Origin of the sequence: Shewanella sp. ANA-3, assembly GCF_000203935.1 — a bacterium.
In the GTDB taxonomy this organism is placed as follows: Bacteria; Pseudomonadota; Gammaproteobacteria; order Enterobacterales; family Shewanellaceae; genus Shewanella.
Map to the genome: position 1 here is coordinate 2,600,649 of NC_008577.1, position 15,484 is coordinate 2,616,132.

The window sequence follows — 15,484 nt, forward strand, 5'->3', positions numbered from 1 at the left end:
TCCGTTTAGACAAGTATTGAGATGAGTGAATATCTCCTGTTGTTGATCAGCACCGTACTGGTCAACAATTTCGTATTAGTGAAATTCTTAGGTTTATGTCCTTTTATGGGGGTCTCCAGTAAATTGGAGTCCGCTATTGGCATGTCCATGGCGACCACCTTCGTGTTGACCTTGGCATCCATTCTCAGTTACCTCGTCAACCAATATCTATTATTGCCTTTTGACCTCAGCTACTTGCGTACCATGAGCTTTATTCTGGTCATTGCTGTGGTGGTGCAATTTACTGAGATGGTGGTGCAAAAAACCAGTGCCTCCCTACACCGAGCACTCGGGATCTATCTGCCATTGATCACCACTAACTGTGCCGTACTGGGTGTGGCCCTGTTAAACGTGAACGAGAAACACGATTTTATTCAGTCAGCTATCTATGGTTTTGGGGCTGCGGTAGGTTTTTCCTTAGTGTTAATTCTGTTTTCCGCGATGCGCGAACGTTTAGCGGCCGCCGATGTGCCAATGCCGTTTAAGGGCGGCGCCATCGCCATGATCACCGCAGGCTTAATGTCTTTAGCCTTTATGGGATTCACAGGATTGGTTAAATAGATGTCCACCATGTTAATTGCCGTTATCTTACTGACCCTATTGGCATTGTTCTTTGGGGTATTACTCGGATTTGCTGCCTTAAAATTTAAGGTTGAAGGCAATCCCATTGTCGATGAACTCGAAGCGATTCTGCCACAAACCCAATGCGGTCAATGTGGTTATCCCGGTTGCCGCCCCTACGCCGAAGCCATTGCTAATGGCGATAAAGTCAACAAGTGTCCTCCCGGCGGCACTGCAACCATGGAAAAGCTCGCCAACTTAATGGGTGTCGAGCCAGAGCCGCTCAATGCCGAGGCTCAGTCCCAAGTCAAAAAAGTCGCCTACATTCGCGAAGATGAGTGTATCGGCTGCACTAAGTGTATTCAGGCCTGTCCTGTCGACGCCATTATTGGTGCGGGCAAACTCATGCATACCGTGCTCACGGCAGACTGCACAGGTTGCGATCTCTGTGTCGAGCCCTGCCCCGTTGACTGTATCGATATGATCCCTGTGGGCCAAAATCTGAAAAACTGGAACTGGCGCTTAAATGCCATTCCCGTGACTCTTATCCAAGAGACCCCGCACGAAGAAAAGAGAGGATAAGCGGTGCTGACTTTATTAGATCAATTAGATAAAGGAACCCTTTGGCGCTCACCCGGTGGCATTCATCCACCTGAAGTCAAATTCCTCTCCAACACCACACCAATTAGCCAACTGCCATTAGCGCAGGAATACCTAGTGCCTGTGCCACAGGTAGGTGAGAACTGCACTCTTGCGGTCAAAGTGGGTGACAAAGTATTAAAAGGCGCGCCATTAACTCAAGGCACCTCGATTTGGCATTTGCCGGTGCATGCGCCAACCTCTGGCACTGTGGTCACCATTGAGCCAAGAGCCAGTAACCACGCCTCGGCCTTGCCGGTCAATACCTGCGTGATTGCCGCTGATGGTGAAGACCGCTGGTGCGAGTTAACGCCAGGCTCAATTGAGCTCAGTAATCATGAGATGATTGCCAAAATCCATGGCGCAGGCATTGCCGGTATGGGGGGCGCCGCCTTCCCAAGTCATATCAAGCTGAACCCCGTCAGTGAAATCGAATTAGTCATTATCAACGGCGTGGAGTGTGAGCCTTATATCAGCGCCGACGATCGCTTAATGCGCGAATACAGCCAAGACATTCTGGCGGGTATTGGGATTATCCATCGCCTCCTAGCGCCCAAGCGCATTGTGATTGCGATTGAAGACAACAAGCCCGAAGCGATTAAAGCCATGCAACAGGCGGTGAGTCAATCCGCGCTTCCAGCGGGCAGCACGCGGGTAACGGCGATACCAACCAAGTATCCTTCTGGCGGTGAAAAGCAGCTTATTCAAATCATCACGGGGCGTGAAGTGCCCTCGGGCGCTATCCCCGCTAAGCTTGGCATTGTCGTGCATAACGTGGGAACCGCGTTTGCGATTCACCAAGCCGTGACCCAAGGTAAACCGCTGATTGAACGTGTGGTGACAGTTACCGGGCAAAATGTGGGTAAGCCCGGCAACTATTGGTTACCCATAGGTACGCCCGTTGAGCATGTGCTCAAATACACTGAATTTAACGCCGAAGCCGATCAAAAAGTGATTATTGGCGGCCCTATGATGGGCCATGCGTTACCAACCATCCAAGTGCCGATTTTAAAAGGCACAAACTGTATTTTGGTGCCCAGCAGTCAAGAGATTGGAACAACACCAGAGGAAAAGGCCTGTATTCGCTGCGGCGAATGTGCCAATGCCTGCCCTGCACTCCTGCTACCACAGCAACTGTTTTGGCATGCAAAAGCCGAAGAATATGACAAGGCGGCCAGCTACAACCTTAAAGACTGTATCGAATGTGGTTGCTGTAGTTATGTGTGCCCCAGTGATATCCCACTGGTGGAATACTACCGCATCGCTAAATCGGCGCTAAAACAAGCCGCCGATGAAAAGCATCAAGCCGAGCGCGCCAAACAGCGCTTCGAGGCGCGTATTCAACGCCTCGAGGAAGAAAAACTCGCCCGCGAAGCCAAGGCTAAAGAAGCCGCTGCGCGTCGCCAAGCGACCATGACCTCAACGGACAAAAATGCCGTCGCCGAAGCCATGGCGCGGATTGCGGCCAAAAAAGCGGCTGCTGCAGAAACCACAGCGGATAACGCTCCGGTCGAGGTCGTTGCGGCTGATGCAAGCAGCACTGAGGCGCCTAAGGGTAAGGCGGCCGTTGCCGCCGCGATTGCTCGAGCTAAAGCCAAGAAAGCTGCTGCGGCTCAAGGGGCCGATGATGCAGAATCGTCTCAACAAGCCGTGTCTCCTGAGCAAAGCGAGCCAACTGAGCAAACCGAGTCTTTATCGCAAAAAGATAAAGTCGCCGCTGCCATCGCTCGTGCCAAAGCGAAAAAAGCGGCGTTGAAGGCCGACTCGGATGCCAATAGCGACACTGACGCCGCGACAAGCAACACAGATAAGTCAGCAACAGAAACAACGGCTAACGCAGAAGCGGATGACAAAAAAGCCAAGGTCGCTGCAGCTGTTGCCCGTGCGAAAGCCAAAAAGGCCGCCGCACAACAAGCTGAATCGAGTGAGGTTGCCGAAGTTCAGCCCGAGCGAGTAGCTGACGCTAAGCCAGAATCAGAGTCAGGCTCTATTCCAAGCACGCCACTCAGCCCTGAAGATGAGAAAAAGGCCAAAGTCGCAGCTGCCGTTGCCCGCGCGAAAGCCAAAAAAGCCGCCACGCAGCAGGCTGAATCGACTGAGGTTGCCGAAGTTCAGCCCAAGTTAGCCGTAGACGCTGAACCAGACTCTGAATCAGGCTCTCAATCAGGCGATGAATCAAGCTCAGTCGCTGAACCAAGTGCGCCACTCAGTCCCGAAGATGAGAAGAAAGCCAAGGTCGCTGCTGCGGTTGCCCGCGCGAAAGCCAAAAAAGCGGCCAGAGAAGCGAATGCGATCAGCGACGCAAATGAATAGCACTGCGGGTTTTAACCTCAGTGCTTTGAAAATGATTAGCTTAAAAATCAGTGACTCAAGATTAGATAAAAGGGATCACAATGGCGTTTAAAATAGCCTCATCACCCCATGTTACCCGTAATTTGCATACTTCAACGGTTATGCAAAGGGTTATTTTATGCTTGTTACCCGGCCTTGTGGTGCAATGCGCCTTTTTCGGCTGGGGTACGCTTATTCAAGTGTTACTGGCAATTATCGTAGCCTTAAGCTGTGAAGCCGCGGTGATGAAACTGCGTAACCGCAGCATCAAAGCGAGTTTAAGCGATAACAGCGCCATGCTGACGGCAATCTTAATCGGGGTTGCGATCCCGCCGCTGGCACCTTGGTGGATGATCGTTATGGGCACAGTGTTTGCGATTGTTATCGTCAAACACCTCTACGGCGGCCTAGGCCATAACCTGTTCAACCCCGCAATGGCCGCCTATGTGTTACTGCTGGTTTCATTCCCTGTACAGATGACCAGTTGGATAGCACCAAGTACCGTTGCGCTCAATACCCCAAGTGTGATCGATAGTTTGCAATTGATCTTCAATGTCGGCGCCCATGGTGGCATGGAACAATTCCGCCTCGGTATCGATGGGATCAGTATGGCGACACCACTCGATACCCTCAAAACCGATCTGTCCTTAGGGCTCACCACCACTGAAAGTATGGCTAAAAGCATCTTCGATGGCGGCACTGGCGTTGGTTGGTTTTGGGTCAATTTGGCTTATCTTGCTGGCGGTTTAGTGCTACTCAAATTAAAAGCCATCCGTTGGCATATCAGCACCGGCGTATTGGCGGGATTATTTGTGGCATCGAGCATTGGCTTTTTACTGTCGCCCGATACTCAGGCAAGCCCACTGTTCCATTTATTCTCGGGCGCGACCATGCTCGCCGCCTTCTTTATTGCGACCGATCCTGTCACCGCGGCGACCAGTCCGCGCGGCCGTTTGATTTTCGGCGCATTAATTGGCGTCTTGGTCTATATCATTCGTACCCAAGGTGGCTACCCCGATGCCTTCGCCTTTGCCGTACTGCTCGCAAACCTGTGCGCGCCATTTATTGACTACTATGTGCGTCCGCGCACCTATGGCCATTCAGCGCCCTAGGCCTGTGGCAAAAGAATCAAGCATGCTTGAACAAAGATTCTTGAGGAATAAAAGTGAATAATCCAATGATTAAAAATGGTCTGTTACTTGCGCTATTTGCCCTGCTCTGCACGGGCTTAGTCGCAGTGGTCAATCAACAGACCTTAGACAAAATTAAGCAGCAGGAGCAGCAGGAATTGATGCGCGTACTGCATCAGCTGATCCCTGATGAGCTCCATGACAATGAGCTAACCGCGCAATGCACCCTGTTGCAGGATAAAGAGGCGCTCGGCACCGAAGATGCCATGCCCGCCTATATTGCTACCGCTGCTGGTAAACCCGTTGCTATCGCCCTAGAAGCCATTGCCCCCGATGGTTACAACGGCAATATTAAGCTGATTGTGGGCATCAATACCCAAGGTGAAGTATTAGGCGTGCGCACACTCGCCCACCAAGAAACCCCAGGCCTTGGGGATAAAATCGATTTACGTAAATCCGACTGGGTGACGCAATTCGTCGGTAAAGTGCTTAAATCAGAAGATGATAAGCAATGGCTAGTGCAAAAAGACGGTGGTGATTTCGACCAATTTACCGGCGCGACAATCACACCACGCGCCTATGTGAAAGCGGTTAAGCGCGCCGTATGGTACTTTACTCAGCATCAAGCAGAGATTTTCAGCCAACCTCTGAATTGTGAGGCCAACCATGACTAATTATCGCGAAATTGCCTGGCAAGGACTGTGGAAAAACAACCCTGGCTTAGTGCAATTACTGGGTCTGTGCCCCCTGTTAGCCGTAACGGCCACCCTCACCAACGCCCTCGGGCTTGGGGTTGCCACTATGTTGGTGCTGATAGGCTCAAACATTTTAGTCTCGTTGGTACGTGACTATGTGCCTAAGGAAATCCGTATCCCCGTGTTTGTGATGATCATTGCGGCGCTGGTGACGGCGGTGCAACTACTGATCAATGCCTACGCCTATGGTCTGTATTTGTCCTTAGGGATCTTCTTGCCGCTGATTGTGACCAACTGCATTATCATTGGCCGCGCCGAAGCATTTGCCTCCCGTAATAATGCCTTTAGCGCCGCCTTCGATGGACTGATGATGGGGCTTGGCTTTACCTTAGTCTTAGCGGTTCTTGGCGCAACGCGCGAAATTCTCGGCCAAGGCACCCTGTTTGATGGCGCCGACCAACTGCTCGGCCCATGGGCTAAAGCCTTAACGATTCAGGTATGGCAAGTCGATACCCCCTTCCTGCTGGCGATGTTACCACCCGGCGCCTTTATTGTGATGGGCCTACTTATCGCCCTGAAAAACGTTATCGATAAAAAGCTTAAAGAGCGTCAACCCGAAGTGGCTGTACAACCAAGTGTAACTCGGGCACGGATCACCAAAGTGAGTTAAGCCCTTATTGAGATAACAGCTTAAGTAGTGGGTTTAGCGTTAAACCCACTGCTTACAAGGATCACTATGAATCAAGAAAAACGCATCCAAATCCTCACCCGCCTTCGCGAAAACAATCCCAAACCCGAAACCGAGCTGAATTTCTCCAGTCCCTTTGAATTACTGGTGGCGGTGACTTTATCAGCGCAGGCGACCGATGTGAGCGTGAATAAGGCGACCGATAAACTGTTTCCAGTCGCCAATACCGCCCACAGCATTTATGCCTTAGGCGTGGATGGATTAAAGGAATATATCAAGACCATTGGCCTGTATAACAACAAGGCCATCAATGTGATTAAAGCCTGTGAGATCTTGATTAAAAAATACAATGGCGAAGTCCCAGAGGACAGAGAAGCGCTAGAGTCGCTTCCTGGTGTCGGCCGTAAAACCGCTAACGTGGTGCTCAATACCGCCTTTGGCTGGCCAACCATCGCCGTCGATACCCATATCTTTCGCATGGCAAACCGCACTAAATTCGCCCCCGGTAAAAACGTGGTCGAAGTCGAGGAGCGCATGTTAAAGGTTGTTCCCGCCGAATTTAAAGTCGATGTGCACCACTGGTTTATTCTGCATGGCCGCTATACCTGTCTGGCCCGCAAACCCCGCTGTGGCAGCTGCATTATTGAGGACCTTTGCGAATACTCCCCACTAAAAGAAAAGTAAAGAATCAGACTTAGTTTGTATAACAGTTTCCTTAGTAAATCTGTTTTTTATCTTTACAAAAAGCTAAAGACCTACCATAGTGTATTTATGTGTAAGCGATATTGAATTATGTAATGAATAATTTGAGGGATAATGTTCAGGTTAGGATATATAAGGATATAAAAGGCGCTTCGTTTCCAGTCGTAGTTAGGAACGGCTTCCTCCCATGCTGCTTGTACCTGAATGCTTACCTAAACGGCAATCATAACTCCCCACTTTCCAATGCGAGATCACACACCTCAAAACAGTCAGCGTCATTCTACACTCGAATGAAATATGCCTATGAGTTGAAGTTTTTATATTGCTTCTTCATGGAGAACGGTATTGACCTTGTTGAGCGTGTAGCATGTGGATCGTTTTTATCGATCGAGGAAATTGATGACTACATTCGTGCATGTAAATTCTATGTGGACACAAAAGACGATAACAAAGACAGCACGGTAGTCAGCCTGACTGATAAAAGGATCAGAGATGCGATACATGCGACATCCATCAGTCAACCAGAAGTGTCAGTGCATACGTTTAATCAACGCCTCAATCGACTGAAAGCCTACATTGAATTCCTATATGTGTGCCATCACTACGATAGAGCTGAAACTGATCAGCAAATCAGTACGGATGCTCAATTTAATAAATTTAAACTCTACATAAGCTCGGTGATATCTCACTCTAGAAAAGACAACACGGTTGTTAAAGATCCCTTTGAATCCGTGATTTCAGCGAATAAGTTCTTTGATTTATTAGAAATTATTAAAGAGCGCTCGCCAAATAACCCATTCAAGTCGAGCAAGCTTCGAAATCAAATCATCGCCCAAATATTGATTGATACTGGCGTTCGTGTGGGTGCTGTATTGAAATTGAAGGTGAGTGATTTAGTGGATGATTGGGGCAACCCTCGATTCCGACTAACCCGAACACCTAACGACCCTACGGACATAAGGCGGCTTCCCGCCGCGAATAAAACAAAAGCACTCTCAGTTTCCATCTCTCGTGACTTGATGAAACTCATTAAGCTCTACATTGAAACCGTGCGCCAAAGTACCCCAAACGCTCATAAGCATGACTTTGTCTTCATTTCGGAGAAAGGAAAATCCATAGGAAAGCCAATCTCTTACAACGCCATTCACAAAGTCATAAAGACCTTTGGGGACGCGATTGGAATAGCACTGCACCCCCATTTACTTCGTCATAAATGGAATGAAATCTTTGAAGATAAAGCAAAAGAGAAAGGATTTTCACCAGATAAAATTGAAGACCTTCGCAAATATGCGATGGGTTGGGTGGAAAATTCAAAAATGGCCTCCGTCTACAACGAATTCCAATTAGCCGTAACGGTGGCGGAAATCTCATCGAAAAACCAGAGCCAATCCGTGCCTAACCTGAGAGGTGACCAATGAACATCCTTGAATTAAATGATTTAATTAATCGTTTTGAAGGAACAAGTACCTTTCAGTCAAAAATGGAGGGCTATGATTTCGAGCTCTTTTCAGATGAGTGGATGCTCGGTTACAAGAAAACCCTTTACCTTGGCTGGATGCACACGTTAGACAGCAACGTTTTTCTCGATTTGCGACTGGCTATCGCTCACGCAGCAAAACATTATGCTTATAAAAGTCTAAATGGTTTTGTCAGCACCTTAAAAACGCTTTGCCAGTATATAGAGCCCGCAACGTTTGAAGCGTGGTGGCTAACACTGACGGACTATAAAAGGCATACAAGAGATACACTATACGCATTTTGTCAGAGAAGCCATGAGTACCGTAGCTCTATCCTGACTCCGCTCTATAATCTCGTTAAGGAAGAAAACCTAGGGAGAAGCAATTTTCATAAAGGCATCCTTGATGAAAAAATAGGTGCGTACAGTGAAATCGAGCGTGATAACCTTCTAGAAGCCCTTAGAATCGAAACGCTCCATGCGCTCGAGAATGAGTTCATCACCACATCCCCTTTTATACGCCTGAGAAGTGTTCTGGCTTGTCAGTTGATGGTCGCCATCGTAAGAAGACCGATACAATTAGTGCAACTTAAATGGTGTGACCTCTTGCGAGTAGGTCAAGCGTTTACCTCACACAAGGAACATAACCGTGATTGGCAACCTCTGACACAGCATCACTTTTCTGATGTGGAGCAATTGCACTTGCGAACCTTTAAAGGAAAAGACGGAGGATTTAGACGCAATGCCGAATCACGCTCACATCGACTCGATCCAAACCTGTCTGAATTGCTACTCCAATATTACCAAGCGTATGAAACCTATCTATGTGTCTGCTTGAGCAAGTGCAATATCGCATTATCTGAGAGTGACATCAAAGCACTGATGCAACGACTGCCACTGCTTCCGGACCAAAGTTTATTTTCAGCAAAATTTGAGATGATAGAGAGCCTCTTTCGCTCTGTAAGCGACACATCCGAAGCATTTCATCTCTCTTCTGTGAGTCTTTTAAAAAATATTGCTTACCTCTTCAATAAAAAACTCGACATTAAAAGTGACCGCATCGCCCATCAGCCCCTTGTCTTTAAAAATAATCGCTGGCGCCACACCCAGTTAACCCTGGCGGCTTGGATGGGATTAAGCCCCGCACAAGTTGCCGCCATTACTGGTGTCACAGTGGCAGCTATCCTATCTTATCTTGATTTAAAAGCACCTGAACGGGTCAAAATTGACCAAGCCTTTGCGGGGAATAGTGTTATCCAGCGTTTTGATAGCATGTCTTCGAAAGAGTTACAGCAACACCATGATTTTGTGGTTAAAAGTCCTTTTGACGAAGAAATGGGGCACAAACTGAACCCCTCCAATTGTGCCAGTTGTCAGTCAAAAGGGGCCGCCCCGATGGGGTGCTATCCCTGTGATAACTTTCGACCGTTAGAAACCGCCAATCATCAACCGTATTTGGATAAAGCCGAGCGTAAACTGGCGATTAACAGTCAATCAGCGCATCCCGCCACGGTCAAACGGCTGCAAACCATCATTACTTATATCCGAGTGACAATTGCGCTGTGTGAAGAGCGAAAAATCCTGAAAGTAGGTACGCAGATATGAGCACGATAAATCGCTACATTGATAACCAGTGTGCTTACGTGGCCAAAAAGAAAACTCAGCCATTAATGGGCTTTACTAACTCTCAGGGGGAGCCTGCGTCATGGGATGATATGGCGGTGACATTCACCGACAGTGACAGTAGAACCATCAATATTCTCTTTTGCAATCTGAATAAAAACTTTCCAAATATAGGTACGCGTTTCACAGACGATGACCGATTAGCGCCTGAAACACATGATTTATTGTTTGCCTATATGCTTGATGTATTGAAGGAAAACATAACCATAAATAGAAGGCAAGATAAAATCACGACAGCAAGATACTTCCTTTGCCGCTTGAATGAGAATGTCGCCTCTGCTTCCCTTGATAAAATTCAACACGTCATCGACTCGCTGAAATACTCTCGCCCCCTAACGAATTTCATCAACTGGCTACACCATCATAAAATGTTGCCCAAAAGCTGTCAGCCCTACATAAATACCACCACTGAAGCAGCTCGAAATAAAAGTGGTGATGATGCACTGGCGGCGGAGAAAGGCAAACTGCCTTCGGAAAAATCGCTGTTAGCGCTCGGCGCTATCTTTCATGATGTCATCCCCCCCTATCTGGATGATGACCAAAATGATATTGATGCTTGGCAACCGCTTATCGCATCGACGCAAACGCAGCGAGACAGCTTTATTTGCACCATGGCAGCGCTAGGCATGGCGTCACCTAATCGCATCGGTGCAGAGCAAGTGCTTCTGACTACACAACGCATACAGCGCCATTCGCAAGTTGTCGATGGACAAGAAAAAACAGTGCATTATCTGAACTGGCGAGGCTCAAAGGGCTTTAAGGACAATCAAAATCACATCAATGCCGAAATGGTTGAGAGTCTAGACCGAGCCTTGCACTTCACCATCCTAGCGACAGAACCTGCCAGAGCCCTGGCTCGGTTCTATCGACAGCCAAATCGCCCATTGAAAGAAGTGCTGGGTGATTTTAAGCCTAGCGATGAGAACATTGCCCTGCTAAAGCCATCCATGAACAAACCCACCCACCTTTTGCATCTTGGCTTGCTGCTAGGCTTTTTTGAAGGCAGTGACAAATGTGTGCGAGTTACCCCTGACACAAAAGGGGCAATCGACAAAACTTATAAACCGCATAATCCAAAGTTCATCAAACCCATTGCCCAACTTGAGCCGTTCGATACATTGGTATTTAAGCCTCGCTGCCCTTACGCTCGGGCGCTAACAGGATCTAATTTTGCAAAGCAATGTCAATACCAAAATTATACTGCGGGTCAACAAGCACTTACCGTGGCCGCCTTTCAAAATCACACCATCGAGATAAATCAATCTCAACTGAGTGGCTACAATAAGCAGCAAACGAAGTCTGTAGATGTAGAGCACGCCTTGTTTATGTATACAGAAAAGCAAATGGGCGGCAAGGTAACACACCCTTTTCTTTTGGTGCCGATTGGCTCGCTCAGTCGGATCTTTGCTGACGATTTAAGTAAAGCCAGTAAAAACAGGCTGACGATTTTTGAGCGACACGGCTTTGCCAGCGATTTTGTGCTCAAGCCTCACCAACTTCGCCACTGGCAAAATGATTACCTTGCGAAAAAAGGGCTACCTCACCATCTCATCACCCTGCTGTCCGGTCGAAAAAGCGCAGAGCAAACCCTGACGTATATCCATACCACAGATGCCGAGAACGCCTCGGTGATTTGGGATATCTCTTACTCTAATGAGCCAGAAAGGGACGTTAAAGAGAAAGTCAGTCTTCGTATTAGAACCATGAACCAATACAATGAGGCTATCGACAATGAAACGCCTACTTTTGTCCATGAAACAGGGTTTTGCACTCAGAACCTCGCCCTATCACCTTGCACTTACATGTCAGAGTTTGAAACACAATGTGCGCTGTGCTCATCGTCGTGCCATATCGCCCATGATAGTGAGGCAATTGCCTTGCTTATGAAGGATCTAAAAGTACAGACGCATAACTTGGAAAAGGTTCAGACTACCATCAACTTTGTCACCAGTCGAAGCATGCAGATGTGGTACAAAACCCATTATCGCAACACGTGCATGCTAAAGCACCTCATTGAAGTGCTATCCGATGACGCCATCGAAAAAGGCAGTATGGTACGTTTACTTACTCGTTCAAATAGCATAAGAATCACCAGTTTAGAGACAAAAACAGTGGCAGAACACAAGTTAGCGCTACCTGATGCCGAGCAAGCCCTTCAAGCCGCGCTTGAGGCAAAAAAAGCTAAAAGCCAAGATGCAGCCACGAATAATTTCTTAGGCTTTCTAGGTTCACTCTAGGGAGGCAATATGGCACTTAAATCACTCGAAACTGAACAGCAAATTTCCATACAAGCCCTCATTCGAAGCTGGGAAGGAAAATTAACCTGGGACTTGTTAGTCACAAAAATTGAATCCAGTTTAGGTATTGCCACCACGAGACAAACACTCGACAAGTACGCCAATATCAAGCACGAATACAAGCAAAAAAAGCAAGTTTTAAGGGGTAAGCCCGTTTCGCCTGATAATAAGGAACTGATTTCATATTTACAAAAAGACGTGGAATTAGCGGAGAAGCTGATCCAACTCGAAGCACAGCTTGCAGTAGCACACTCTGAGATAGGCAAACTTCAAGCTTTCATTCAAAAGTTATCCAGCATTAGCAAAACCAACCCAAGTGTCATGGATGTGTTTCAAAAGACCCTACGAGACGTTGAAAGTAGCACTAAGTAAACATCACATGTAGCTTTTAAATGTTTGTACATTTTATTGAACTTTAATTGGATGAGTCATCAATGAGTCAATTTGACATTGATAAAATTAGAAGTTGGACTAACGAAGAGATTAGCTCCCCTTACTTGTTAATTTCCCAGGAAGTGTAGTGGCATAGTGAATTTGGCCACTACACCGCGACACAAAAAACGATCGTGGTAGAATGAGTCGGAGTGCTACGGTTTGTATGTTACATGTTTGCATTGATGAATTTAATATATTCATCCTTTTGTTTTTTATCTGATATAGCTGCAGAAATCTGAAGTAAATTATCTTTTCGCAAAAGCTTTATTCCGACGTCAATTAAGTTCTCTATGTTTTCTATTTTTCGCCCTATAACAGAACACCATGCGGACCATTCCTTTAACTCGTTAAAACTGCCGTTATCAACGTCCAGTTCTGACAAACTTTTGAAACTATTATCTAGATCTAAAACTAATATATCTCTTAAGCTATTTTCTTCGAAAAGAAATGACAGTCCAGATAACTCTCCAACTTTTTCTTCAATGTAGTACGGACGTGGTAATTTTTTCCCTTGAATTGCCTCGAGGTAGTCAATCTCCTTTCTGCTAGCCTCTTTCTCGATACTTATAACTGAATTTCGACCACGAACCATTTTGGAAATAATCGATGTAGCCGCCTCTGGGCAACCAGATTTCCCTTTAAATAGGAGTAGAGATTTCTTATACAATGCGTCAGCACCTTGAGGCCCACTTCGAATGCTTGCGATCTTCTCTTTGTAAAAATCAAGCGATTTAAGCGTGCTTCTAATATTTTCACTGTATGTATGAAGTGCAATGTTCCTCTCAAATACTTTAGATAGCTGATCGAACTCAACATCAAAATGGCTCTTTCCACAATTATGTCCAATGTTCGTAATAGGCCCTGATTTTGTACTGACAATATATCCTCTTCCATGAGGAGTGTGGCAGTTAGATAAACCACATTTTATATAATCTTTAAATATGTACCTGCCAATAATTTGATTTAGCTGGTGCTCTTTTGGATCTAAATTCGTAGTGAAGCCTGGAAGGGTTTCAATATCTTCCCAGCTTTCAACCTTAACAAACCCTTGTTCGCTATTAAGTGTAATCATTTATAGGTCTCGATTGATATGTAACGTCTTAGTATTTATGTGCTGCGCGTTTACCTCGTTGAACCAGTGCAAACGCGCACAGTTAACTATCAGTATACAAAGAACTTTTCAGCTTTCCATTAGATGAACTAAGCTTTCCGACAGTTCAAACTAAACGGTAGTACTGAAACTTTCTTTTTGAGTTATGCTTCCAACTTTTTGCTACATCAAAGACATGTGCCGGGTAATCATCCCAAGGATCTGCTAGCTGTTTCCCACGAGCTGCACGGAGTTTAATTGGGTACCCTTTGCATTCAATTAAATGCATAAAGTAAAAGCTTTTTTCTTGTTTAGTACTAAAATATTTATGAAACCCGCTACGGATATTAGGGTATTGCCTCCATAAATATTTTGAATGTTCCTCATTTACACTCTGTACGTAGTGTGATTTTAGTTTTTTCATATACCCTCCAGGTTTACGTTACCTAGAAGGGGTCCTCTTCAAAATAGTTCATATATTCACTCTCACTTATATAAGATATAAATCAGGTCTAATCCCAATCACAGTCTGGCCCCCCAAGCTCCAAACCAATTGGACCACCTAAAGCACCTTGTAACTTTCTCTTTTTGCACCAAGCAATAGCAATTTTATCAAACACATCTGCTGGTATTTCAGCGTCCAGCCTTCCGAAAAACTTACCTTCAGCATCCGACTCATAAATTATTTTGAAATCAATAGGATTGGTTATCTCAATAACAGCAGGATTGTCATTATCCTTATCGAAGGTTATTTCCTGATAAAGCCCAAACGGCTCATTATCTTGATAAACCCACTCTTTGGTACTCATATATCAATCCCCCTCAGAATTACCATTGGTCAGTTTAGTGCTTATTTATTGAGATTGTTGGATCCAATCAGTTTCAACACCTTACAATTAACGCATTGAATAATATAAAATATTATAATGCACCTATCCGTTCAAGATGCTCTGAATAGCTATGATAGTTCTTTTGCCCACTCTTTTTACGGATTCGGCCAACCCTCGAGTTATCAATTTTTTTCTGAAGGAAAACGACAATCAACTCGAAACTAGAGGCTGGTAGTAATTGCCATTTACTTCCAAACTCTCTCTTCATTGCGTTATAAATAGCCATATACTTGTAGTTGCTCTGTTTGGAAATATCCTGTTTTTGAAAATCTTTATATTTTCCAATTAGATATTCAATGTAAGAATTCATTCCTAGGACACCAGATACTGCACCTTCTGGTATTGGGTAGACAGCTTTTACTTTTTGAGACTTAATATTTACGGTTTTTGCCTGAATTGCACCAGGGCTATTTATTACAACTTGTCCAGAATTACTATGAATTACAACGTTCTGATTGTAGTTGTCAAGCAGCATCTTTGATGCAAACTCTGTGAGTGGTGATATTCCTACAACACTTTTTTGCGCATGTTCACTTTTAAATTTTTGTATTAAATCCGCCGGATATAAATCTATTTCCGAGTCAACAATCGTATGATGACGACTGCACAGCAATATCAAGTTGTCAAACGAGTTCCTTTCATCATCTGTTTGCGAGGCATCATATCGAGGACCATTTTTATTCGCAGCCTTGATGTGAGCTATCTCCCCGGTAACGGTGCCTGACGATTCAATTATTGGCGACCTGCATTCAGGAAAAGCGCATTCATTTGCAGACATCGCAAACAGTCTTTTTATAGCAGATATTTTAATAGAACCCATAATCTCCAATTCCACTTCAAACACTTAT

At 45.8% G+C, this 15,484-nt stretch carries 15 protein-coding genes; 11 read left to right on the top strand and 4 right to left on the bottom strand.

Annotated features, from left to right (window positions below; all coding sequences use genetic code 11):
• The first annotated feature begins 21 nt into the window (after positions 1–21).
• The 11 genes from rsxA (at position 22) to SHEWANA3_RS11505 (ending at position 12,593) form a co-directional block, all read left to right on the top strand.
• Complete coding sequence (gene rsxA, locus SHEWANA3_RS11455; protein WP_011717121.1) at positions 22–600, top strand: electron transport complex subunit RsxA; 579 nt, start codon at positions 22–24, stop codon at positions 598–600.
• Positions 601–1,182: an electron transport complex subunit RsxB gene (gene rsxB / locus SHEWANA3_RS11460; protein WP_011717122.1), complete on the top strand. Its 582-nt coding sequence runs from the start codon at positions 601–603 to the stop codon at positions 1,180–1,182.
• Positions 1,183–1,185: 3 nt separating this feature from the next.
• Positions 1,186–3,552: an electron transport complex subunit RsxC gene (rsxC, locus tag SHEWANA3_RS11465; RefSeq protein WP_011717123.1), complete on the top strand. Its 2,367-nt coding sequence runs from the start codon at positions 1,186–1,188 to the stop codon at positions 3,550–3,552.
• An 80-nt stretch (positions 3,553–3,632) separates the two neighbouring features.
• Positions 3,633–4,682, top strand: a complete 1,050-nt coding sequence (gene rsxD, locus SHEWANA3_RS11470; protein WP_011717124.1) for an electron transport complex subunit RsxD — start codon at positions 3,633–3,635, stop codon at positions 4,680–4,682.
• 53 nt (positions 4,683–4,735) lie between these two features.
• Positions 4,736–5,374, top strand: coding sequence for an electron transport complex subunit RsxG (gene rsxG, locus SHEWANA3_RS11475; protein WP_086017255.1), 639 nt, complete (start codon positions 4,736–4,738; stop codon positions 5,372–5,374).
• A complete protein-coding gene (locus SHEWANA3_RS11480) occupies positions 5,367–6,065 on the top strand; it encodes an electron transport complex subunit E (protein WP_011717126.1) in 699 nt (232 codons plus the stop codon). Before rsxG ends, SHEWANA3_RS11480 begins: the two co-directional genes overlap by 8 nt.
• Positions 6,066–6,131: 66 nt before the next feature.
• On the top strand, positions 6,132–6,767 hold the full coding sequence (nth, locus tag SHEWANA3_RS11485) for an endonuclease III (RefSeq protein ID WP_011717127.1): 636 nt from the start codon (positions 6,132–6,134) through the stop codon (positions 6,765–6,767).
• Between the two features lie 350 nt (positions 6,768–7,117).
• Positions 7,118–8,203, top strand: a complete 1,086-nt coding sequence (locus SHEWANA3_RS11490) for a site-specific integrase (RefSeq protein ID WP_244096559.1) — start codon at positions 7,118–7,120, stop codon at positions 8,201–8,203.
• The gene (locus SHEWANA3_RS11495; RefSeq protein ID WP_011717129.1) at positions 8,200–9,846 is read left to right on the top strand and encodes a hypothetical protein; all 1,647 of its coding nucleotides are present in this window, start codon (positions 8,200–8,202) and stop codon (positions 9,844–9,846) included. The genes SHEWANA3_RS11490 and SHEWANA3_RS11495 overlap by 4 nt, the downstream gene beginning before the upstream one ends.
• A complete protein-coding gene (locus SHEWANA3_RS11500) occupies positions 9,843–12,161 on the top strand; it encodes a hypothetical protein (RefSeq protein ID WP_041412642.1) in 2,319 nt (772 codons plus the stop codon). Before SHEWANA3_RS11495 ends, SHEWANA3_RS11500 begins: the two co-directional genes overlap by 4 nt.
• A gap of 9 nt (positions 12,162–12,170) precedes the next feature.
• Entirely contained in the window at positions 12,171–12,593 is a 423-nt protein-coding gene (locus SHEWANA3_RS11505; RefSeq protein WP_011717131.1) for a hypothetical protein, read from the top strand.
• 229 nt (positions 12,594–12,822) lie between these two features.
• On the opposite strand, the gene SHEWANA3_RS11510 is transcribed toward SHEWANA3_RS11505, so the two are convergent.
• The 4 genes from SHEWANA3_RS11510 to SHEWANA3_RS11525 all read right to left on the bottom strand — a co-directional run bounded on the left by SHEWANA3_RS11510 (position 12,823) and on the right by SHEWANA3_RS11525 (position 15,456).
• A complete protein-coding gene (locus SHEWANA3_RS11510) occupies positions 12,823–13,728 on the bottom strand; it encodes a hypothetical protein (protein ID WP_011717132.1) in 906 nt (301 codons plus the stop codon).
• 145 nt (positions 13,729–13,873) lie between these two features.
• Positions 13,874–14,170, bottom strand: coding sequence for a hypothetical protein (locus tag SHEWANA3_RS11515; protein ID WP_041412643.1), 297 nt, complete (start codon positions 14,168–14,170; stop codon positions 13,874–13,876).
• An 88-nt stretch (positions 14,171–14,258) separates the two neighbouring features.
• On the bottom strand, positions 14,259–14,555 hold the full coding sequence (locus tag SHEWANA3_RS11520; RefSeq protein ID WP_011717133.1) for a hypothetical protein: 297 nt from the start codon (positions 14,553–14,555) through the stop codon (positions 14,259–14,261).
• A gap of 112 nt (positions 14,556–14,667) precedes the next feature.
• Positions 14,668–15,456, bottom strand: coding sequence for an HNH endonuclease (locus SHEWANA3_RS11525; protein WP_041412644.1), 789 nt, complete (start codon positions 15,454–15,456; stop codon positions 14,668–14,670).
• Positions 15,457–15,484 lie beyond the last annotated feature (28 nt).